Origin of the sequence: Pseudoclavibacter soli DSM 23366, from assembly GCF_000423505.1 — a bacterium.
GTDB lineage: Bacteria > Actinomycetota > Actinomycetes > Actinomycetales > Microbacteriaceae > Pseudoclavibacter_A > Pseudoclavibacter_A soli.
Map to the genome: position 1 here is coordinate 423204 of NZ_AUIC01000004.1, position 22029 is coordinate 445232.

A 22029-nucleotide genomic window follows, 5' to 3' on the forward strand; every position below is an offset into this window, starting at 1 on the left:
TAGGCTCAGCTGCATCCGCAGATTGCGGGCACACAGATTGCGGGCACACAGAGGGAGCACCAGATGACCACCCTGCAAAGCCAAGCGCAGGCACCGACGCCCCTCGCGCATCCGGCGACCGATGAACAAGTGATCAACGCGGCTGCCCACATGGAGGCGGTCACGCTGCGCGTCGGCGATCTCGAGCAGATGTCGGGCTACTATGCCGATGCCCTCGCCCTCGAGCCGTTGGCGGAGCGCAGTCAAGGCGCCGAAGTACACCGAGTGCTGGGGCGCGGCGACACTCCCTTGGTGCGCTTGATCCACACCCCGAATCTGCCTCAAGTCGACCCGAGGCAGGCCGGCCTCTTTCACACGGCCTTTCTGCTCGACACCCCGAAGAGCCTGGCGGCCACCGTGTATCGCGCGGCGAAGCATCCGCTCAGCCGCTTCGTGGGCTCGAGCGACCACAGCGTCAGCGAGGCGTTCTACTTCACCGACCCCGAGGGCAACGGCATCGAGCTGTACACCGACCGGCCGCGCGAGCAGTGGCAGCACGAGCGCGGTCAGATCATGATGAACACCATTTGGCTCGACCCCAACGCCTACCTGCAGCGCCACCTCACGCCGGAGGCCGTCGATGCCGGGGCGACTCTCGCCGCCAGCGTCGGCCACGTGCACCTGCAGGTGGGCGACCTCAAGACGGCGCAGGAGTTCTACACCGAGGCGATCGGCTTCGAGACCACGTTGCACGAGTACTCGGGCGCGCTGTTCGCCTCAGCTGGCGGCTACCATCACCACGTGGCCATGAACATCTGGAACAGCCAGGGCGCTGGCCCGAGAGCCGCATCGCTCGGCCTCGGCCTCGTCGAGATCTCGGTGCCTACCCGCGACGATCTCGACGCGCTGGCCGCCCGGCTGCGTGATCGGCACCTGCCCTTCAACGACGACGGCCGCACCGTCACCGCCACCGACCCGTGGGGCACCGCCGTCGCGGTGTCTCTGACCAACGCCACCACCGAGGAAGTTCTCAACTCATGACCGCTACTGCTCCCACCATCCACACCGCTCAGACCGGCGGGCCGATCGGCACCGCCGAGACCGTGATCGTGCTGCTGCACGGCTTTGGCTCACACGAAGGCGACCTGCCCTCGCTCGTGCCGCTGATCGCCGAACAGCTCGGCGGCGACGTCGCCTGGGCGTCACTTCGCGCACCCTTCGATCTGCCGACCGGCGGCGCGGCATGGTTTCCGATCACCACCCCCGGTGTGCCCGATGTCGAGCCAGTGCTGCAGGCCACCGAGGCAATCTGGCAGTGGGTTGACGCCAACCTCTCGCCCACCGCGCGCATTGTGCCGATCGGCTTCTCGCAGGGCGGCCTGATGGCCACACAGCTGCTGCGCACACGCCCGGATCGCGTGGTTGCGACGGTCGTGTTCGGCGGCTTCGTGCTGCAGGGCTCGCAGGCTCTCGACAACGCACTCGCCGAGAACCGCCCGGCAGTGTTCTGGGGTCGCGGCGGCGATGACCAGGTCATCGCCCGTGTCGCGATCGAACGCACTGAGCAGTGGCTGCCCGAGCACAGTGCCCTTGAGGCGCACGTGTACCCGGGCCTCACTCATGCGATCAGCCGCGAAGAGCTGGCCGATGCCACCGCGTTCATCGCAGCGCACACTGACCTGGGTGGCGATCAGGCATGACCGAGACGCGCCAGCCTGCGTTCGAGCTCGGCGTCTTCACCTTCGGCGAGCTCACTCGCGATGCCGACGGGCACCCCATCAGCCCGGCCCGTCGGCTCGACGACCTGCTCACCTGGGCACAGGCTGCTGATGCTGCGGGCCTCGACGTGTTCGGCGTCGGTGAGCACCACCGCCCCGACTTTGCCGTCTCGTCACCGCAGATGGTGCTGGCCGCGGCAGCCGAGCGCACCGAGAGCATCCGGCTGACCAGCACGGTCAGCGTGCTCTCAAGCACCGACCCGGTGCGTCTGCACGAAGACTTCGCGACGCTCGATCTGCTGAGCCACGGCCGTGCCGAGATCACCGCAGGTCGCGGCGCGTATATCGAGTCGTTTCCATTGTTCGGTCAAGAGCTCGACCGCTACGACGAGTACTTCGATGATCGCCTCGACCTGCTGCTGCGCATCCGCGATGAGAACCCGGTGAGCTGGCAGGGCACCACTCGCCCATCGCTGCATGGCGCCGGCGTGTGGCCGCGCCCTGAGCAAGACCAGTTGCCCGTGTGGATCGCCGTTGGCGGCACACCGAGCTCTGCCGAGCGCGCCGGGCGCCTGGGGCTGCCAATGTACCTGGCCATCCTCGGGTCGCCGCAGCGATTCACCGGGCTTGCCGAGCTGCACCGGGCCGCAGCGCAGCAGGCCGGGCACGCGACACCGCAGCTCGGGGTCACCTCTCATGTGTTCGTCTCGCGCACCTCTCAGCAGGCACGCGACACCGCGTACCCCTACTACGCCTCGTACATCGAGCAGAACATGCCGCGCACCGGTCGACTCACCCGACCCGCGTTCGAGGCCTGGGCCGGTCCGCACGACGCCCTGTTCTGCGGCAGCCCCGCTGAGATCGTCGACAAGATCCTCTGGGAGCACGAGCTGCTCGGGCACACACGTTTTCTGGCACAGATCGGCTTGGGCGGTTTGCCGTTGGCCGATACGCTCGAGACCATCGAGCTGCTCGCCACAGAGGTGCTACCCGAGGTGCGTCGCGCCCTCGGCTGAAGCGTCAGGGCAGGCGGTAGAGCCACTCGTCGGTGGCGAACTTGTCGGCGACCAGCTGCTGGGCGGCTGCGAGGTCTTCGTCGCGCAGGGCAGAGTCGCTCAGCCCATGCTCGCGACGAAAAACGTCGACCATGTGATCGATGATCTGCTCACGTTCGAGCCCGGTCTGAGCTTTCAGGGGGTCAACGCGCTTCTTGGCCGAGGCGATGCCTTTGTCACTGAGCTTCTCGCGCCCGATGCGCAGCACTTGGGTCATGCGGTCAGCATCGATGTCGTAGCTCATGGTCACGTGATGCAGAATGCCGCCGTTCGCCAGCCGTTTCTGGGCAGCACCGCCAATCTTTCCACCGGCGCTGGTGATGTCGTTGAGCCCCTGATACCAGGCGTCGACGCCCAGCTCACGCAGCGCATCCACCGCCCACGCGTCGAGATAGCGGTACGAGTCTTCGAAGCTCATGCCCGCGACCAGCTCGGCGGGCGCGTAGAGCGACCACGTCACCACGTTGCCGGCCTCCATGAACATGGCACCGCCGCCAGACACCCGGCGCACCACGGGGATGTCGAAACGTTGCGCCGCCTCCATATCGACCTCGTTGCGCACTGACTGGAACGACCCGATCACCACGGCAGGGCTGTTCCAGTTCCAGATGCGCAGGGTGGGCTTGATGCGACCGTCACCCACCGCTCGAGTGAGCACCTCGTCGAGAGCGAGGTGCACGCGCGGCGGCAGCGGCTCGGTGCGGATCAGCTGCCAGTCGTGATCACGCCAGCCGGTTGCCTGCCCGATCGCCCGGCGCACCGCGGTGGCGACGGCCTCTGGGCTGAAGCCGACAAACGCAACCTCGGGGCCGACTGCCTGGTGAATGGCACGCGCGATCTGCTCGTTGGTGCTGGATGCTGGCAGCCCTTCAACGGCTCGGCGCACATCGTCGAGGGCCTCGCCAGGTTCGATGAAGAAATCGCCGGAGAGGTGGAAATGCGCGATGCGCGCAGGGTCTCCATCGAGTTCGAGATCGACGACGACCAGCTTGCCTCCGGGCACTTTGAACTCACCATGCATGCCCGCCAGTCTACGACTGCGCACGTCGGTGCGGGCAGGTAGCATGTGGGCAGATCCGTGACGAAGGAGACCAGATGACCGCCGCATCCACCATCGAAGAGCTGCTCGACGACGCGCTGCTCGCGCGCATCCGCGAGCGCACGCCGCAGCACGACGCCGAGGCGACGTTTGACGACGAGTCGTTCGCCGAGCTGCGCGAGCGCGGCTACCTGGCAGCACTGGTGCCCGCCGAGTTCGGCGGTCTGGGCTGGGGGTTTGCACAGACGGCTCAGGCACAGTCGCGACTGGCCACCGCCGACGCCTCACTCGCGTTGGCGGTCAACATGCACCTGGTCTGGACTGGCGTGGCACGCTTCATGCACGACCGCGGCGACAGTGCGCTTGATTTCGTGCTGACCGATGCCGCAGCCGGCGAGGTGTTCGCCTTCGGTGTGTCTGAAGCCGGCAACGACTTGGTGCTGCTGGGGTCGAGCACGGTGGCGAACACCCAGCCCGACGGCTCGGTGCAGTACACCGGCACCAAGATCTTCACTTCGCTGTCGACGCAATGGAGCTGGCTGGGCACCTTCGGTCTCGATGCCGACGACCCTGATGGCCCGCGCATCGTCTATGGGTTTGTGCGTCGCCACCCCGGGGTGCGCACCCTCGACGACTGGCACCCGCTCGGCATGCGCGGCACGGCCAGCCGCACCACCGTGCTTGAAGGGGCTGTTGCCCCATCCGACCGCGTGGTGCGCCGACTGGCACCGGGCCCCTCGGTCGATCCGATCGTGGTGGGCATCTTCGTGTCGTTCTCGCTGCTGACCTCATCGGTCTACGTGGGCATCGCCGAGCGCGCACTGCAGCTGGCCATTGAGGCAGCGAAACGACGCACATCGCTGAAGACCGGCCTGCCCTACGACAAAGATCCCGACATCCGCTGGCGCGTCGCAGAGATCGGCGTGATCGTCGACGGCCTGCGCAACGACCGCGACTTCGTCACCGGCCTGGTCGACTCGGGCGCCGACCTCGGTGCCGCCTGGTTCGCCAAGGTCGCGGGCGTCAAACACCGCACCACCTTCGCTGCCAAGCGTGCCGTCGACGAGGCTCTGCTGGCCAGCGGAGGCGGGGCGTTCCAGCGCAATGGTGATCTGGCCCGGTTGGCGCGCGATGTGCAGGCCGGGGTGTTTCACCCGTCAGACCCCGAATCGGTGCATGCCACCTTTGCTCAGGGGCTGCTCGGGTCGCTCTGACGCTGAGGCCACCACTGGTCAGCGCTGCGGCACAATGGATGCATGAACGCTCACCCCGCCCGCATCGGCATCTCGTTTGCCGATGGCTCTCCTACCGTGCCGGCCGACTTCAGCAGGATGCTCACCGGCCTCACCACGACGGTGGCCGAGGCCTTCACGTCGGCTGGCGCCCAGGTGCACATCATCGATGCGGTGTCAGAGTCTCCGTCGATCGCCGACTTCGACGCGATCGTGATCATGGGCGGCGCCGATGTTGACCCGGCGCTCTACGGGGCCGAACCGCATGCCACGGTGCGCGGGTACAACCGCCGAGTCGATGACACCGAGGCTGCGCTGGTGCGCGCTGCGGTGGCCGAGGGTCGACCGGTGTTCGGCATCTGCCGCGGGCTGCAGCTGATCAACGTCGCCTTGGGCGGTACGCTCGTGCAGCACCTCGGCGACGACGGCCCGCACCGCGATGCCGTGGTGCCTAACTCGTTCAGCGACCACGAGGTGAATCTCGAGCCCGGCAGCGCTGTGGCCGAGGCGTTGGGGCGAACGCGAGTGGGCATCCGTTCGGCTCACCATCAGGCAGCCGACGCAATTGCCCCAGGCCTGAGCGTGACGGCCCGGGCCGATGACGGGGTCGTCGAGGCCCTCGAGCAGGCCTCGCCGTGGGTGTTGGCCGTGCAATGGCACCCTGAGGCCCCCGGTGCCGACCCCGCGCAGCTGACCGCCCTGGTGCGCGCGGTGCTCGACGAGGTGTCGCCGACCTTGGGTGAGCCTCAGAATTAGCTCGGCGCCGAGCGGCCCACGCGCCAGTATCCCGAGAAGGTCACATCGCCTTTGGGCACGTCGCGTTCGCGAACAAGGTGACGCCTTACTCCTGCAGCGAGCGCCTGCTCGCCCACGGCAAAGGCCGACACCCGCCCCGGCAGAAAACTCAGCTGCTGCACCGCGGGCAGCGCCAGCGACCCGGGCGCCTCGCCGCCCGAGCGTGCCAGCCAATGCACCTGCACCCCACGGGGTGCGCCAGTGGGCTGGCGGTCGCGCTCATCGAGCACTTCGATGAAGGCGTGCCCCACCGCGTCGCGGGGCAGATCGCGCAGAATGCCTGCCACAGCAGGCAGGCCGCTCTCGTCGGCGACCAGCAGCACCCAGTCGGCAGGGCGCTGATCGGGCCAGCCATGCCCCTGATCGATGAGCGCGACTGCATCGCCGGGTTTGGCCGCGGCCGCCCACGGGCCGGCGATGCCCTGATCGCCATGCACCACGAAGTCGATGTCGAGTTCTGGCAGAGCCGCGGCGTCGGTGGCCGGCCGAAAACTGCGCACCGTGTAGTTGCGAATCACCGGCCTGGTCTGCTTGGGCAGGCGCAGGTAGCGCAGGTAGCCGCCGATGCCGAACGAGTCGGGCAGATCGGCCAGGCTCGAACCGTCGTCGCGCACCGGAATAGCCAGCCGGAACCACTGGTCGAACCCGGTGAACACGAAGCGGCGCAGATCATCGCCGCTCAGCGTGACCCGCACCATGTGCGGGGTGACCAGCTCGCGGCGCACGACCTCGGCATGAACCAGCCCGGATTCGGCATTCGTGATCGAGGTATTGCTCATGGTGCACTGAGCTTAGCCTCACCTCACCCGACAGCTCAATACCTCTGCGAGCGCGTGGGCAAACCCGTCCGCCTGCGCTGCGGTAGCCTCGCGCGGCAGGGTGACTCGCAGCGCGCCGAGAGCCGCCTGTGCATCGATGCCGAGCGCGAGCAGTGTCGGGCTCGGTTCGTCGCGCCCTGCGGCGCACGCTGAGCCCGAGCTGCACAGAAACCCCCGCGCTTCGAGGTCGACCAGCAGACTCTCTCCGCTGACGCCGGGCACGCACCACGACAGGTGTCTGGGCAGCCGCTGGATGCCCGGGTCGCCAGTCAGCATCGCCTGCGGCACGAGGCGGCCCACCTCGTCGATCAGACGGTCGCGCAGGGCAGATGACTGCTCGATCGGCTGCGCCGCCTGCTCGGCAACCGCGAGCTCTACTGCGGCGGCCAGCCCGATCGCCGCCGCGACATCCTGCGTGCCGGCCCGCAGCCCATCTTGCTGCCCACCACCGTGCAGTTGCGCCTCAATGGGGGTTGACCAGCGGGTGATCAGTGCGCCCGCGCCCACCGGGCCGCCGAGTTTATGCGCGCTGAGGGTGAGCGCGTCGACCCCGAGCTCGTCGAAGCGCACCGGCACGCTGCCGACGGCCTGCACCGCGTCGGTGTGCACCACCGCACCACGCGCATGAGCGATCGCGGCGATCTGCGGCACCTGCTGCACTGTGCCGATCTCGGCGCTGGCCAACCCCACGCTGACCAGACCGGTGTGCTCGGTGACCAAGTCGACCAGCGCATCCTGCCGCAGATGACCGGCAGCATCGACCGGGCAGATCGACACCTCGACACCGTGGTGACCGAGCCAGGCCGCCGATTCGCGCACGGCAGAGTGCTCGACCGCCGAGATCACTACGTGCGAGCGCCCGGCGGCGACCTGTGCGGCCATGATGCCCTTGATGGCGAGGTTGTCGGCCTCGGTCGCCCCCGAGGTGATGGTGATGCGCTGCCCGGCCGCGCCGAGCGCGGCACCCACGCGTTCGACGGCGTCATCCCACGTCGCCCGAGCGGCACGCCCGAGCTCGTGCACGCTCGACGGGTTGCCACCAGCACCGGTGAGCCAGGGCCACATCTGCTGCAGCACCTCGCGACGCAGCGGCTGCCCCGCTGCGGCGTCGAACACGACCAGCCCGGCGCCCTCGCTCATGAGACCACATCGAGGCCGAGGTCGAGCGCCGTGGCGCTGTGTGTGAGCGCGCCCACCGAGATCAGATCAACCCCGGTCTCGGCGATCTCGCGCACTCGATCGAGGCTGACCCCGCCGCTGGCCTCAGTGCGGGCGCGGTGTGCCACGATGTCGACTGCCTGGCGCAACTGGTCGCAGCTCATGTTGTCGAGCAGCACGGTGTCGGCTCCGCCTGCGATAACTGGTTCGACTTGGTCGATGCGGTCGACCTCCACCTCAAGGTGCACGGTGTGGCCGAGTCGGGCGCGCACCGCAGCAACGGCTCGGGTGAGGCCGGCGTGGTCGTCGGGGCCGGCAACGCCCAGGGCCTGCAGGTGGTTGTCTTTGAGCATCACAGCGTCAGAGAGGCCGGTGCGGTGATTCACCCCGCCGCCGGCGCGTACGGCCTCGCGCTGCAGCAGACGCAGCCCCGGCGTGGTTTTGCGGGTGTCGACAATGTGCACGCCGGTGCCCGCGACCGCATCGACGAAGCGCCTGGTCAGCGTCGCCGTGGCACTCAACCGCTGCACCAGGTTCAGCGCAACCCGTTCGCCGGTGAGCACACCGCGTGCCGGGCCGTCGATTTCGGCCAACACCGCGCCGGCGGCAAAGCGGTCGCCGTCTGCTGCCGCTACGTGCACATGGATGCCCGCTCCGGTCTGCGCAAACACCTCGCGCAACACCCGGGTGCCGGCGAGCACACCGGGTTCGCGTGCCACCAGCTGCGTGCGAATACTCAGGTCGGGCGGCAGCAGTTGAGCAGAGAGATCTCCCCACGGCGCGTCTTCGTGCAGGGCGCGCGCCACCAGCTCGCTCAGTTCGTGCTCTGGCAGCACTGGCCCGATCACTGTGTCGCTCATATCCCACTCGCTTTCGTGAAGACGCGTGAGTGCGCCTGGGCCGGATCAGTCTCAGGAAAGTCGGTGCGCCGGTGAGCACCACGCGACTCGGTGCGAGCGATCGCCGCGGTTACCACGAGGCGGCCGACCAAGGCGAGGCTGCGGTCTTCAAGCGCGCGGGCATCCATCGTGTCGTCGACGTCGACCGGGGCTGCGGCCAGCGTGTCGGCCAGCTGTTCGAGACCGGCCTGGTCGCGGATCGGCCCCGCGCCCTGCCACAGCGCACGCTGCAGCTCGCTGCGACTGAACGGGCCAGGCTGGGGCTGAGCGAGCGAGACCGGGGTGCCTGATTCGAGGTGCGCGGGCTCGTCGGGGGCCTCAGCCACGCGCGCGCCCATCACGAGCCCTTCGAGCAGCGAGTTCGAGGCCAGACGATTGGCGCCGTGCAGCCCGGTGCGGGCACACTCCCCTGCCGCGTACAGCCCCGGCACGCTGGTGCACCCCCAGTCGTCGGTAACGATGCCACCCATCAGATAGTGTGCGGCCGGCGACACCGGCACCGGTTCGCGCGACCAGTCGAGCCCGGCTGCGGTGCAGGCCGCCGAGATGGTCGGAAAACGCTGGGCGAGCCACTGCGCTCGGGGCTGCCCGTCGGTGTCGATCGTGGTGGTGTCGAGCAGCACCGGCTGGCCGTCTTGTGTGGCGATCACTTCGGCGCAGGCGTGCGCCACCACGTCGCGAGGTGCGAGCTCGGCGCGCGCGTCGCGCTGCGGCATGAAGCGGTGGCCGTCGGCGTCACGCAGCACGGCCCCGGCGCCGCGCACTGCCTCTGAGACGAGCGTGCGCGCACCCACAGCCAGCACGGTCGGGTGAAACTGCACGAACTCGAGATCGGCCACTGCCGCCCCGGCTCGCCAGGCTGCCGCAATGCCGTCGCCGGTGCTGACCACCGGGTTCGAAGTCACCGGGTACAGCTGGCCGGCGCCGCCTGTGGCGAGCACGATGCGAGTGTCGTCGAAGTGACGCACGAGGCCTGCCACGCGGGCATCCACCCCAGCTGCCCGACCGTCGCGTGTGCACACGCGAATGAGCGCGGCATCGGTGAATACCGTGACTCGGCCACGCCCGTCAGCGTCGCGCAGCCGGTCGAGGGCGGCAAGCAGGGCACGCTCGATTTCGTGACCAGTCGCGTCGCCTCCGGCGTGCAGGATGCGAGGCCGACGATGAGCTGCCTCGAGCCCACGTGCCAGCCCACCCGCCTCGTCGCGATCGAAGACGCACCCTGCGGCGACCAGTCGCAGCACTGCGGCCGGGCCTTCGGCGGTGATCAACTCGACCATCCGCCGGCTGCTGACGCCGCAGCCGACGGCCAGCGTGTCGGCGGCGTGCTCGGCAGCACTGTCGTCGGCACCGAGTGCCACGGCAATGCCGCCTTGGGCGCGGTCGGTTGCCGAGTCTTCGAGGCGCTGTTTGGTCAGCAGCACGATGGGCTCGTCACCCGGCGCGAGCAGTGCAGTGATCACGGCGCTCAGCCCGGCGACGCCACTGCCGACGACGATCACGGGCGCGCGGCGAGCATGCGTTCGAGCGCCAGCCCGGCGTCGGCACGCACACTCTGGTCGACCTGCACGCGGTTGACCACCTCGCCGTCGACCAGCCGTTCGAGCACCCACGCCAAGTAGCCGGGGTGAATGCGATACATGGTCGAGCACGGGCACACCACCGGGTCGAGGCAGGTGATCTCAAGGTCGGGGCGCGACTCGGCCAGGCGGTGCACCAGTGTCACCTCGGTGCCGATCGCCAGGCTTGCACCGGGCGGGGCCTGCTCGACGCGGCGGCGAATGTAGTCGGTGGATCCGGCGCCGTCAGCGGCGTCGACGACATCAGCGGGACATTCAGGATGCACGATCACCTCGACGTCGGGGCGGCGGGAACGGGCTTCGGCGATCTGTGCCGTGGTGAACCGGCGATGCACCGAGCAGTAGCCGTTCCAAAGGATGATGCGGGCATTCTGCAGTGTCTCACTGCTGTTGCCACCCAGCGGCTGGCGGGGATTCCACAGCGGCATCTGCTCATCGCTGATGCCGAAGGCGTGCCCGGTGTTGCGACCGAGGTGCTGATCGGGCAGAAAAATGACCCGCTGGGCGCGCTGCAGCGCCCACTCGAGCACGGTCGCCGCGTTCGACGAGGTGCACACGATGCCGCCGTGTGCACCGCAGAAGGCTTTGATTGCTGCAGACGAGTTCATGTAGGTGATCGGCAGCAGCGGCACGCGGCCCTGCGCATCGGGTTCGGTGCCGAGCGACTGCTCGAGCTGCTCCCAAGCAGAACGCAGCTGCGCGAATGTGGCCATGTCGGCCATCGAGCAGCCCGCGTTGAGGTTCGGCAGCAGCACGGCCTGATCGGGCTTCGAGAGGATATCGGCGGTCTCCGCCATGAAGTGCACGCCACAGAACACGATCGCCTCAGCCTCGGGATGTTCGGTGGTGCGCTGCGCCAGCTGAAACGAGTCGCCCACGAAGTCGGCATGCTGCACGATCTCGTCACGCTGGTAGAAGTGGCCGAGCACCAGCACGCGAGTGCCGAGCGTGCGGCGGGCGGTCTCAATGCGCTCGGCCAACTCTGCGGCGGATGCGCTGCGATAGCGCTCGGGCAGCGGCTGTTGGCCACCGGCGCGTATGTGCCCGCTGTCGTGCACCGAAGCCCCCGGCCCGTAGCCGGTTCGGGTATCGGTGACCCACGGGTCGAGAACGAGATCACGGTCGCACAGCTGCACAGGGGTTGCCATGAGACTCATGCTAGCCCCGTTGAGTGAACATGTCCATTCCTGTACTTTCTGGGTGGATGCACGCGTCGCGCCCACACCAGTCGCGCCATCCCGGTACCCTTGAAACATCGCTGATCTGGAGGACACCGTGACCGCTGCCGTACTCGAGCCCCGTGCGATCACCGCACGCTACCGCGACGAGACCATCGCCCAGGTCGAACAGATCAAAGCCACCGGCCGCGAGGTTCGCGTCGTGGGGCTGCTCGGCCAGACCGAAGGCCCGGCTGCGGTCTACGCGAAGTATGCACGCAAGGGCTTCGAAGCCGCCGGCATCACCCTTGACGTCTGGCAGGTCACCCCAGACGAGGTCGAGCAGGCGATTGCGCGCGCAAACCACGATGACACGGTCGACGGCATCTTCCTCTACTACCCTTTCCGCGACCCTGCGGCCGATCGCTGGCTGCGCGAACTGGTCGACCCCCGCAAAGACGTTGAGGGCATGCACTCGTTCTGGGCGCGCCTGCTCTGGGAGAACCAACGATTCGTCGACCCGACCCACCAGTGGCCGGCCATTCTGCCGTGTACGCCCTTGGCCATCCTCAAGCTGCTACAGCACGCGGTCTCGCCCACCGGCGAAAAGCCACTTCGCGGGCTCACCGCATGCGTCATCAACCGCAGCGACATCGTGGGCAAACCCCTGGCGGCGATGCTCGCCAACGATGGGGTGCGGGTGCACTCGCTCGACGCCGACGGCGCAGTGGTTTTCGAACCTGCCGAGGCTGGGCACACGCACTTCGTGGCCGACTCCGACTACACGCGCGAGCAGGCGCTGGCCGAGGCCGACCTCGTGGTATCAGCGGTTCCGGTTGCTGCGTTCGACCCCATCGAGGCCCACGAACTGCGCGATGGCGCCATCTGCGTGAACGTCTCAGAGCGAGCGAACTTCGCCGACTCTGTGATGGAGCGCGCCAGCGTGTTCGTGCCGCGCGTCGGGCAGCTCACCGTGACGCTGGCCGCACGCAACGCGGCACGTCTGGCCGCACAGCACTAGGTGCCGCAGAAGGTCACGAACTCGAGGTCGGGGCCGGGCTCGGCGAACTTGGCCGGGTGTGCACCGGGAGCCGCGTACGGGTGCCGAACCACTTCGAGCAGCTCTCGGTGCGCGTCGAAATCACCCTGATTGGCAGCCGTGAGCGCTGCGTCGAGCAGGTGGTTGCGCGGAATGAATCGCGGGTTCACCGAGCGAATGATCTCAGGCGACGGTTGCAGCGCGCGCCACTCGGCCAGCCAGGTGTCAAGCAATGCAGACCCGGCCACGCCCTGAGCGGTGAACGCCTCTCGCACTGGTGCTTCGTTGCCCTTGGCCGCGTCGGCAAGGGCCGCCCAGAAGCTCGTGAAGTCGATGCTGTGAGCAGCCAGCAGACGCAGCGCACGCTCGATCAACGGCTGAGCCGGTGAGGTATCGCGCAGCCCGAGCTTCGCAGTGAACGCCTCGAGTCGACGCTCGGCGTACTCGTCGATATACGCCTGCACGGTATCGTCAATCACCTGTTGCGCTTCAGCCGGGGTCTCGCCGAGCAGCGGCGCCAGCGCGTCGCCCAGTCGCGCCAGGTTCCAGGCCATGATCTCAGGTTGGCGTTCATAGGCGTAGCGTGCGTGCTCGTCGATCGAGCTGTACCAGACTGTCGGGTCGTACCGATCAATGAACGCACAAGGCCCGTAGTCGATGGTCTCGCCCGAAATCGTCACATTGTCGGTGCTCAGCACCCCGTGTACAAATCCCAAGCGCATCCAGTCGGCGGTCAGACGAGCGTGCGATGAGGCGATCGAAGCGAACAGTGCGCGGTATGGATGCGCTGCTCGCGCAGCGTCGGGATACAGCCGCTGGATTGCGTGGTCGCCCAGTCGCCGCAGCAGGCCGAGATCGCCGGTGCCGGGCACATACTGAAAGCTGCCAAATCGCAGATGGCTGCGCGCGACTCGGGCGAGCACTGCGCCAGGCAGCTGCACGCCGTCGCGTTCGAGGTGCTGGCCGGTGGCGATCACTGCGAGCGATCGAGTGGTGGGCACACCGAGAGCGTGCATGGCCTCGCTGACCAGGAATTCGCGCAGCATCGGGCCTACGGCCGCCCAACCGTCGACTCTCGAGAGCTGCGTGGGCCCGGTGCCCTTCAGGTGCACGTCGTAACGGCCTTGGGGCGTGTCGATCTCGCCGAGTAACTGTGCTCGACCGTCGCCCAGCACTGGTTTGAACACGCCCCACTGATGGCCGGCGTAGACCTGCGCGACTGGCTGAGCGCCGGCAGGTGTTCGCACGCCGGCGAGCGCCTGCAGCGCTTCGTCGGAGTCGAGCCACCCCGGCGGTAGACCGAGCTCTGCGGCAAGTTCATGATTCAGCTCAATGGCCTGCAGCTCAAACTCGGGCGCCGCGTCATCGACGCGTGGCGACACGCTGAGTTCGGGAAGCAGCGTCGCGAACTCGCTGGTGAAGTGGAGCGTGCGCACGGTCATGCCCCAAACGTAGCCGGAGACATGTCCGTGCGCACCTCAATGCACTGCTGTTCGTCACACTTGTCGCGGCACAGCTCAAGAAGCTCGTGAGCACTCACCGCGCTCGGCTCGCTCGCGCCAGCCCGACCCCGCCGCGCCGGAGGGCATCCGCAATCGCTATGCCGCACCATGTCGCCAGCAGCAGACTGCCCGCACACAGAGCGAAGAACAGCACCTGCGACCACAGTGGCTGCACCCACAGGCCGAAGAACCCGGCCGCCGTCAGCGGGTACACCACGCCTGCGGCCGCAGCACCGACGTAGTGCTGCCACGTGCGCCAGGCACGGTAGCCCGTGGCCAGAAATCCGACCTCAGCGAAGAACGCCCACCAGAGGTTGGTCAACACGCTCGTGAGCCCGAACCTCGAGACGGGCACCAGCACCAACCCGGCGAGCAGCCCCACGAGCAGCCCCGCACCAGGCCGCTGCAGCAACCGCAACGCCACCACCGACGGCAGAATCCACAGCCCGGCCAGTCCGATCGACGCCGTGGGCCACACCGTGAACAGCGCTGTCGACGCCCAGTTCGCCGGCGCCAGCAGCAGCGCTCCGGTCACACCGATGGATGCGCAGGTCAGCAGTTACGTCGTTCCGGCTCGAGGCTTGGCAGTCATGGTCTCCATTGTGCACGTCGGCGCTCTCCCTGCCCAGCAGCGACCAGGTTGTCAGCGATGCCGACAGCACCGTCTACAGCACCGTCTACACCACCCGAGACCATCACCGTCAAGTGCACGATCAACGGCGCTGTTTTCAGGCATCGCTTTCGGGCACGGCCGTTCGAGCATCCTCATCATCGACTGAGCCTCATATGGGCGGAGGGGCATCGTCTTGGGAGATGAACACAGGAGTCTGCAAGGGCGCCTCGGATGGTCGGGCGCGCACCCGCACATCGGCAGATGCCGCGCTCGTCGTGTACCGCGTACCCGACGGACTGGTCCAGAGGAGCGTTGCCTCATCATCGAGGTGATGAACCTTCCAGGCGGAATGATGCTTGACCACGTGGTGCCGTCGGCACAACAGCGCAAGGTTCGTTGCGTCGGTCGGCCCGTTGTATTGCCAGTCAACGGTGTGGTCGATCTCGCACTGACCGGCTGGGGTGTCACACCCCGGAAAACGGCAGGTCTGATCGCGGTCGAGCAGATATGCTGCGAGTTCTTTCGGCGGTCGATATTTTCGCCTGCCGTAAGCAAGCGCAACTCCAGTGACTGGGTCGGTCAGGATGCGGCGCAGATCGCTGCTGCCCGCGGCAAGCCGCAGCGCAGTCACCTCGTCGATCGGTCCGTACCCTTGCAGCCAGGGGTAGATGTCTGCCTCTGGCGCAGAAACACCGGCCGACCCGCTGGGAGCGCTTTCAGCCCCTGCGACGCCACGGCTCAGCGTGAGCATAGGAACAGTGACATTGACGTGAGCGACGATGCCCGCGCCGAGGCCTGTGCCTCGGCCAGCACCAACGCCCGCGCCGTTGTCAGTCGGTGCCTCGTTGACCGCCGTGACGAGTTGCTCGCGAACCTGCCGCACACTTTCGCCGGCCGGCCCGTGATATTCATCGACGCGAGGAGCTTCAGCCGCAGGAATCACTCCATGGATCAGCAAATCGCGCAACACATCGACGTGGAGCTGCCCTCTGGTGCGCGGATCAGTGCGCTTCGAATGCACACTGCCGCCGATCGCCCGAATACGCTGATAGGCCGCACTCGCTTCGACCGCCGGCAACAGCACGCTCAGCCAGGCCATGCCGTCATCTGCCGGGTCAAGTCGCAGATGTCTCTCGTTGCGTGCAGCCTCGTGCCGCTCGAACATTGACTGAGGTTGCTCAGTTTCACGCATCTGCCGTGCCAGTTTGCGCAGCTGCGACGGGGTGAGATTTCTCTGGCGCCGAGCCTCGAGCAGCTGATCGGCGAAGCCCTGCACATCGGCAGATGGAACCCCACCGACTTCAGCCACGATTGCCTCGACGTGCTGGCAGGTCAACGCACCGCTCTCCCACTCGCGCATGACCGAGGGGAGTTGGCGCGCCGCCTGCTCAGCCACGTTCATGCGCCGGCAAACCATACGCTCTGACCAGCCCAGCGCACGTGCGACCTCAGCATGGGCTCCTCGCAGCATGACCCCAGGGTCGACCCGCGCCTCATGGGCCTCGGCCACAACAGCCACGTGCAGATCGGCCAGCCATCGATACTGGCGAGCCAGCACTCGCTCAGCCTCGAACTGCGCGCACTCGATATCGTCGATCACCATGCCTCGCCACGACCATGTGGCGTCTGCCGCTGAAGCATCCGTCGGCGCATCAAAGCCGCGCTGCGCACTGTCGCCCGACCGCGCGTCAGCGTCGTGCTGCTGCCGCGGGTCGAATGCGTGATCTCTGGTCATGGTGCCAGTCTGTCATGACCCACTGACAAGTTTGGAGGCAGGGCGCAGGCGGGGAAAACCGCGGTCTGTCAGCTCCTGCCACGCTTATGGATGCACACTTCAGATCACCGGTCGTCGCACCTTTTCGCGTGCGATTTTTTGCCCCACATTATGCCCGACCTATGCAATGTCAGTGACTGCCGATAGGCTCAAGGCATGACCTCAGACAAAGCCACCACTGCACCAGCTTCCAACGGTGAATCCGTCGCCAGCCGATCGCGGCGGCGTGGCCGTCCATGGCTTCTCGCCTTGGCCTTGGGCCTCTTGTTCGCCATCGGGCTGCCCGTTGCGGCAGTCGCTGCCAGCAGCGACCAGGTTGTTAGCGATGCCGATAGCACCGTCTACACCGCCGGCGAGACCATCACCGTCAAAGGCACGATCAACGGCGATGTGTTCGCCGCAGGCCAACGAGTGGTGGTGACCGGCAAGGTTGAAGGCGATGTCATTGCCGCGGCACAGGAGGTGGTGATCGAAGGCACCGTGACCGGCAGCGTACGCGCAGCAGCGCAGTCGATCGTGATCAGCGGAGACGTCGAGCGCAGTGTGACACTGGCAGGCGAAACCGTGCACATCTCTGACACTGCCACGGTGGGCCAAGATGCCACTCTGGCCGGCAGCACCGTCACCATCGACGGCACACTCAGACGAGATGCCATGGTCGGTGCGGGTGATTTGACTCTGGGCGGCACTATCGGTCGCGATCTGGTTTACGCAGCCGACCACGAGCTGAGCTCCAATGTCCAGCAAAACGTGGGCGGCGACATCTCTTACCACGCGCCGCAGACCACAGCCGAGCCCAGCGCTGGTGAGCAGTTCAGCGCATGGCTGCTCGGCCTGCTCTACGGCCTGCTGGCTCTCACCGCAGCCGCGGCCCTGGTGACCTTCCTGGCTCCGCGCTGGGTACGCAGCACCGCAGCCGTTGGAGTCTCGAGATTCGGCTGGAGCGTACTGGCGGGTCTCATCGTGCTTGCAGCCACACCAATTGCCATCGTGCTCGTCGCACTGACCTACATCGGCCTGCCAATCGCCGCAGGGCTGCTGCTGCTGGCCATACTGCTGGGCTTGCTCGCTCATGTGGTTGTTGCCGCGCTCATCGGGCGGCTCATCCTGCGGCGAGCGAACACCTACGTGCAGATTCTGGTCGGCGCCCCGCTGCTGGCCCTCGCGCTCAGCGTGCCAGTAGCCGGAATCGTGTTCTGGCTGGCGACCCAGCTGATCGGCGTCGGAGCGATCGCCCTCTGGTTCTGGCAGTGGCGGCGCAATCGCGCGCATGGCGCCCCTGAGCGAGGCAATCCGTCGGTGCCGCCCACTCTGCCTCCGTACGCAGGTGCTCAGCCGCCGGCACAATACTCATTCCAGCCAGTCAACAGCGCCGGGCCGGTCTACGTGCCAGGTGCGCCGCCCACCGTTCCTCCAGCTGGCTCTGGCGTCGTGCCGCCAGCAAGCACACCCGGCCCAGAGCAGCGGTGACTCCGACGTCTGCGCACACCTTCACATGAACGCTGCACCTGACGATCAGTCTCAGCGTCTGCGCCAGCTGCTGGCTGAAGCCGACAGCCGTGAGCAGCAGGCGCGCAACCGCCTTGCCGAAGTGCGGTCGCTGCAGCAGGGGCAGTCGGCCGACGACGAGCACGACCCAGACGGCGTACCTGTTTCGTTCGAGTGGTCCAAGGCGCAGGCCATGCTCGAGCAGGCTGTGGCCGAACGCGAGCGGCTGCAGCGCGCCGTCGACGCAGCGGCACGCGGGGCCTATGGCGTCTGCGCCGTCTGCGGGCGCGAGATCGACGCCCGACGCCTCGCCGCACGCCCCGATGCAACACTGTGCATCGAGTGCGCCCGCGCGCAAGAACTGCAGCGGTAGACTCCGTTCACCACGGGGCACGGCGCTCTAGACTCGTACTCATGCACGATGACCCAACCGCACCACAGCCTCCTGACGGCGAGCCCTCGACCGCGCATCTGCTCGACGTGCTCGCCGATCTCACACAGCCCGCCGAACTGCGCCACCAGGCCGCGCTCGAGGTGGGTCGACGCGCTGACTCGACCACCGCATCCACTCTGGTGAAGCTGCTGTGGCTGGAGCCCGAATTCTTCGTACGCGAAACCATTGTCTGGGGGCTCGTGCGCATGGATCGTTCGTGGGTGCCCGCCGTGCTCGGGCAGCTGCACGACGATCGCGCCGTGGTGCGTGAGCAGGCGGTGCACGCCCTCAGCAAAATCGATGGGCGGCCATATGCCGACGCCGTCTGGCCCTTGCTTGACGACCCCTCCCCCAAAGTCGCTGGAAAAGCCCGATGGATGCTCGCGCGCGTGCACGACCCCCGCTTGCTTCCTCGGTTGGTCACCCAGCTCGGCTCTCGCGAGCGCGCAGAGCACGACATGGTCACTCAGCTGCTCTCCGGGTACGAGCAGCAGGGGGTGTCACCGCTGCTCGAGGTGCTGCATGATGACGCTCAACCGCTGACCCATCGTCAGCAGGCGCTCGAGGTGCTTTCGACGATCGGCAGCCCGGCCGCCGACGGGGCAATCGAGCCGCTTCGATCGTTCATTTCGAGCACACCAGACGAGCAGTTGGCGGTGAGCGCGCTGATGGCCCTCACCCAGTTCGACGCGCCTGCGGCCAAAGCGGTCATCACGGATGCCCAAGACGACCAGCGCCCGAAGGTCGCCGAATTGGCGCACCGGCTGGTGGTCGACCCGCCGAAGCTGTCGAGTGCTGCACGTCTACGTGCGCTCAAGCGCCGGCGCGGGCTGGAGTAGCCCGAGCCGCACCGGCTCAGCGTGCGCCGTGCGAGCGCGCGCTGCGCCCTCGTGACCCGGCGAGCTGCCCCACACCGCTGCCCCGGCTCACGCTGGCAGCGCTGCTGCGCTTTGCGCCGCCTGATCGCCCGTTGCCCGAGCGGCCGCTGCCCGAGCGGCTGCTGCGGCTCTGCCCGCCACTGCTCTTGCCCGCGCCGCGGCCACCGTTCTGAGTCTGGCCCTCTCGCTGCTCACGCGCCGCACGCTTGCGCCGCGCGTTGGCGCCCTGGGAGGTGCCGCCGCCACGTTGCGAGGGCTCGGGGGCCTTCGGCTTCACGTAGGGCGCGACCTCGCCGATCAGCTCGGTGACCTCAGGAGAGTCAGCGCTGACCTTGATCGGGGCCGCGGTGATCTTCGCCTTGCGCAGCAGCGCCTGCACGTCACGACGCTGCTCGGGCAGCATGAGCGTGACCACGTCACCGGTGTGCCCGGCGCGCGCGGTGCGACCAGAGCGGTGCAGGTACGCCTTGTGCTCTGCCGGTGGGTCGACGTGGATCACCAGCTCGACTTCGGGCACGTCGATGCCGCGCGCGGCCACATCAGTAGCGACAAGCACATGCACCTCGTCAGACTCGAACAGCGCGAGGTTGCGCTCGCGAGCATTCTGCGAGAGGTTGCCCTGCAGATCGACCGCTGGAATACCCGCCTCAGTCAGCTGCCGGGCGAGCCGCTTGGCGTGGTGCTTGGTGCGCATGAACAGAATGCGGCGCCCCTGCCCAGAGGCGAGCGCCTGCACAACATCCTTCTTGGCGTCTGCGCCAGCCAGCTCGAACACATGGTGCGTCATCGCGGCAACCGGGCTGTTGGCTTCGTCGACTGAGTGCAGCACCGGATCGTGCAGAAAGCGCTTGGCCAGTTTGTCGATGCCGTTGTCGAGCGTGGCCGAGAACAGCAGGCGCTGCCCGTTGCCGGGGGTGGCGGCAAGGATGCGCGTGACCGCAGGCAGAAACCCCAGGTCGGCCATGTGGTCGGCTTCGTCGAGCACGGTGATCTCGATCGCATCGAGGCTGACCTCGCCCTGCTGCATCAGGTCTTCGAGACGACCGGGGCAGGCCACGACGATGTCGACACCAGACCGCAGCGCGTCAACCTGTCGGGTCTGCTTGACCCCGCCGAAGATGGTGGTGGTGCGCAGCCGGTAGGCCTTGGCCAACGGCGCGATGACTTCGGCGATCTGTGTGGCCAGCTCACGCGTCGGGGCGAGCACCAGCGCAAGCGGATGGCCGGGTGTGCGGCGGCCGCCCGAGAGCTCGCCGCCCAAGCGTGCGACCAGCGGCAGCGAGAAGGCGAGGGTTTTGCCCGAGCCGGTCTTGCCGCGACCGAGCACGTCGCGACCGCGCAGGGTGTCGAGCAGGGTGTCGGCCTGAATCGGGAAGGCTGTGGTCTTGCCCTCGGTGGCGAGAGCCTCGACCAGCGGCGCCGGCACGCCGAGTTCGGCGAAGGTCGGCTTCGGGGCAGCTGCCTCGGCGGCAGGGGCAGATGGGGTGACAGACATAGGTACACGATCTCTCTGCGGACACCACGGCCCGCGCATGAGGTGAGTGAGGCGAAGGCGCCGGGTGGCGCATCCGTTCGCCGTATGAAAGAGAAAAGGTCGATCAACGACGCAGGCAGCTCGAACAGCCGCCAACGACCTAGCTTATCAGGCGTGGCACAATAGGCACCATGACGATCACCGCTGCCGCAGACGGCTCCGCACTCGGCAACCCCGGCCCTGCCGGTTGGGCCTGGGTTATCGACGATCAGCGTTGGGCTGCCGGAGGCTGGCCGCACGCCACCAATAATCGCGGTGAGTTGCAGGCGGTGATCGAGCTGCTGCGAGCGACCGCTGCGGCCGACGAACCGCTGCGAGTGCTGTGTGACAGCCAATACGTGATCAACTCGGTGACCAAGTGGATGCCGGGCTGGAAGCGACGCGGCTGGAAGAAATCCGACGGCAAGCCGGTGCTCAACCGCGATTTGCTCGAACAGCTCGACGAGGCGCTGACCGGGCGGCAGGTGCGTTTTGAGTGGGTCAAAGGCCATGCCGGGCATCCGCTGAACGAAGCCGCCGACAGACATGCGCAGGATGCCGCACTCGCCTACCAGCGCAATGCTCCCGTGCCGTCGGGGCCGGGGTTCACCCCCGCCGCTGAGCCCACACCGGTGGCTGAGGCCGCACCCGCCTCACCGGCTGCCGAAGTGGAGTGCTTCTTCGACCCCTCGTGCCCCTGGGCCTGGATGACCTCACGATGGCTGACCGAAGTGGCCGAGGTGCGTGGCCTGGCGGTCACTTGGCGAGTGATGAGCCTCGCCCTGCTGCCGCAGAATCAGCAACCTGATGAGCGGCACGCCCGATTCTTCGAGCGCTCGCAGCAGTATTGTCTGCTGGTCGCGCGGGTGCAGGCCGAGGTCGGGCTCGACGCAGTCAAGGCGCTCTACGACGAGCTCGGGCGGCGCATTCACCATGATCGGCGCCGAGACGTCGAGGCCGTCGCCCGTGAGAGTCTGGCCGCTGCCGGGCTCGATCAGGCGCTGTTCGAGGCTGACCTCACCCGCTATCTGCCGGTGCTCGCTGAGAGCACCACGCTCGGCACCTCACGCGTCGGCGACGACGTCGGCACGCCGATTCTCACCATTGCCGGGCACTCGTTCTTCGGGCCGGTGGTCTCTCCTGCGCCCACCGGAGACGCCGCACTGCGCCTGTTCGACGGCCTAGCGCTGACAGCGAGCGTGCCGGGCTTCTTCGAGTTGAAGCGCACTCGTGACGTCGGGCCGATTTTCGAGGCGTGATGCCTGACACAGCACAGGCCACCGGTTGTACACAGGCTGAGCGTGTGCGAAATCTCTCCACAGTCGGGCCAGCGCTCTTCTCTGCGCAGCGCCCGACTGC

General features: G+C 67.5%; 20 protein-coding genes. 10 read left to right on the top strand and 10 right to left on the bottom strand.

Translation table 11 applies throughout. The features are described 5' to 3' along the window. Positions 1-63 precede the first annotated feature (63 nt). The 3 genes from G557_RS0104895 to G557_RS0104905 are packed head-to-tail and all read left to right on the top strand — an operon-like array spanning position 64 to position 2713. Positions 64-1020, top strand: coding sequence for a VOC family protein (locus tag G557_RS0104895; protein ID WP_051224599.1), 957 nt, complete (start codon positions 64-66; stop codon positions 1018-1020). Then, complete coding sequence (locus G557_RS11790) at positions 1017-1679, top strand: alpha/beta hydrolase (protein WP_051224602.1); 663 nt, start codon at positions 1017-1019, stop codon at positions 1677-1679. Before G557_RS0104895 ends, G557_RS11790 begins: the two co-directional genes overlap by 4 nt. Continuing rightward, positions 1676-2713, top strand: a complete 1038-nt coding sequence (locus G557_RS0104905) for an LLM class flavin-dependent oxidoreductase (protein WP_028245174.1) — start codon at positions 1676-1678, stop codon at positions 2711-2713. The genes G557_RS11790 and G557_RS0104905 overlap by 4 nt, the downstream gene beginning before the upstream one ends. Positions 2714-2717: 4 nt before the next feature. On the opposite strand, the gene lplAB is transcribed toward G557_RS0104905, so the two are convergent. Then, positions 2718-3773, bottom strand: coding sequence for a lipoate-protein ligase LplAB (gene lplAB, locus G557_RS0104910; RefSeq protein ID WP_028245175.1), 1056 nt, complete (start codon positions 3771-3773; stop codon positions 2718-2720). Between the two features lie 74 nt (positions 3774-3847). Between lplAB and G557_RS0104915 the strand changes: the two genes are divergently transcribed. Further along, complete coding sequence (locus G557_RS0104915) at positions 3848-5005, top strand: acyl-CoA dehydrogenase family protein (RefSeq protein ID WP_028245176.1); 1158 nt, start codon at positions 3848-3850, stop codon at positions 5003-5005. Positions 5006-5047: 42 nt separating this feature from the next. Beyond that, positions 5048-5779, top strand: a complete 732-nt coding sequence (locus G557_RS11795; RefSeq protein WP_051224605.1) for a gamma-glutamyl-gamma-aminobutyrate hydrolase family protein — start codon at positions 5048-5050, stop codon at positions 5777-5779. Here the strand turns inward: G557_RS11795 and G557_RS0104925 are convergent. Genes G557_RS0104925 through nadA form a run of 5 tightly spaced genes read right to left on the bottom strand, consistent with a single transcriptional unit; the run spans position 5776 to position 11421 of the window. Continuing rightward, positions 5776-6597 carry a siderophore-interacting protein gene (locus G557_RS0104925; protein ID WP_028245177.1) on the bottom strand — a complete coding sequence of 274 codons (822 nt, stop codon included), beginning with the start codon at positions 6595-6597 and terminating at the stop codon, positions 5776-5778. The genes G557_RS11795 and G557_RS0104925 overlap by 4 nt on opposite strands. An 18-nt stretch (positions 6598-6615) precedes the next feature. Continuing rightward, the gene (locus G557_RS0104930; protein ID WP_156877074.1) at positions 6616-7776 is read right to left on the bottom strand and encodes a cysteine desulfurase family protein; all 1161 of its coding nucleotides are present in this window, start codon (positions 7774-7776) and stop codon (positions 6616-6618) included. Further along, entirely contained in the window at positions 7773-8654 is an 882-nt protein-coding gene (nadC, locus tag G557_RS0104935) for a carboxylating nicotinate-nucleotide diphosphorylase (RefSeq protein ID WP_051224608.1), read from the bottom strand. The genes G557_RS0104930 and nadC overlap by 4 nt, the downstream gene beginning before the upstream one ends. After that, positions 8651-10195 (bottom strand): L-aspartate oxidase, encoded by a 1545-nt coding sequence (gene nadB, locus G557_RS0104940; protein WP_028245180.1) that lies wholly within the window; start codon positions 10193-10195, stop codon positions 8651-8653. The genes nadC and nadB overlap by 4 nt, the downstream gene beginning before the upstream one ends. Beyond that, complete coding sequence (gene nadA, locus G557_RS0104945; RefSeq protein ID WP_425414033.1) at positions 10192-11421, bottom strand: quinolinate synthase NadA; 1230 nt, start codon at positions 11419-11421, stop codon at positions 10192-10194. Before nadA ends, nadB begins: the two co-directional genes overlap by 4 nt. A 127-nt stretch (positions 11422-11548) precedes the next feature. On the opposite strand from nadA, the gene G557_RS0104950 reads away from it, so the two are divergent. Continuing rightward, positions 11549-12451 (top strand): bifunctional methylenetetrahydrofolate dehydrogenase/methenyltetrahydrofolate cyclohydrolase, encoded by a 903-nt coding sequence (locus tag G557_RS0104950; RefSeq protein WP_051224611.1) that lies wholly within the window; start codon positions 11549-11551, stop codon positions 12449-12451. Here G557_RS0104950 and G557_RS0104955 read toward each other — a convergent pair. The 3 genes from G557_RS0104955 to G557_RS0104965 all read right to left on the bottom strand — a co-directional run bounded on the left by G557_RS0104955 (position 12448) and on the right by G557_RS0104965 (position 16319). Further along, entirely contained in the window at positions 12448-13911 is a 1464-nt protein-coding gene (locus tag G557_RS0104955; protein WP_028245183.1) for a protein adenylyltransferase SelO, read from the bottom strand. The genes G557_RS0104950 and G557_RS0104955 overlap by 4 nt on opposite strands. 94 nt (positions 13912-14005) lie before the next feature. After that, complete coding sequence (locus G557_RS0104960; protein ID WP_028245184.1) at positions 14006-14530, bottom strand: ECF transporter S component; 525 nt, start codon at positions 14528-14530, stop codon at positions 14006-14008. Positions 14531-14753: 223 nt separating this feature from the next. Next, positions 14754-16319, bottom strand: a complete 1566-nt coding sequence (locus G557_RS0104965; RefSeq protein ID WP_028245185.1) for an HNH endonuclease signature motif containing protein — start codon at positions 16317-16319, stop codon at positions 14754-14756. Between the two features lie 195 nt (positions 16320-16514). On the opposite strand from G557_RS0104965, the gene G557_RS14095 reads away from it, so the two are divergent. Genes G557_RS14095 through G557_RS11800 form a run of 3 tightly spaced genes read left to right on the top strand, consistent with a single transcriptional unit; the run spans position 16515 to position 19118 of the window. Continuing rightward, positions 16515-17828, top strand: a complete 1314-nt coding sequence (locus G557_RS14095; RefSeq protein WP_028245186.1) for a bactofilin family protein — start codon at positions 16515-16517, stop codon at positions 17826-17828. A 25-nt stretch (positions 17829-17853) separates the two neighbouring features. Continuing rightward, positions 17854-18219 carry a TraR/DksA family transcriptional regulator gene (locus G557_RS14100; RefSeq protein ID WP_028245187.1) on the top strand — a complete coding sequence of 122 codons (366 nt, stop codon included), beginning with the start codon at positions 17854-17856 and terminating at the stop codon, positions 18217-18219. Positions 18220-18260: 41 nt separating this feature from the next. Continuing rightward, on the top strand, positions 18261-19118 hold the full coding sequence (locus G557_RS11800; RefSeq protein ID WP_051224614.1) for a HEAT repeat domain-containing protein: 858 nt from the start codon (positions 18261-18263) through the stop codon (positions 19116-19118). 16 nt (positions 19119-19134) lie between these two features. Here G557_RS11800 and G557_RS11805 read toward each other — a convergent pair whose 3' ends face one another. Continuing rightward, positions 19135-20652: a DEAD/DEAH box helicase gene (locus G557_RS11805; protein WP_051224617.1), complete on the bottom strand. Its 1518-nt coding sequence runs from the start codon at positions 20650-20652 to the stop codon at positions 19135-19137. A 170-nt stretch (positions 20653-20822) separates the two neighbouring features. On the opposite strand from G557_RS11805, the gene G557_RS14370 reads away from it, so the two are divergent. Next, the gene (locus G557_RS14370; RefSeq protein WP_084627007.1) at positions 20823-21929 is read left to right on the top strand and encodes a mycothiol-dependent nitroreductase Rv2466c family protein; all 1107 of its coding nucleotides are present in this window, start codon (positions 20823-20825) and stop codon (positions 21927-21929) included. Positions 21930-22029 lie beyond the last annotated feature (100 nt).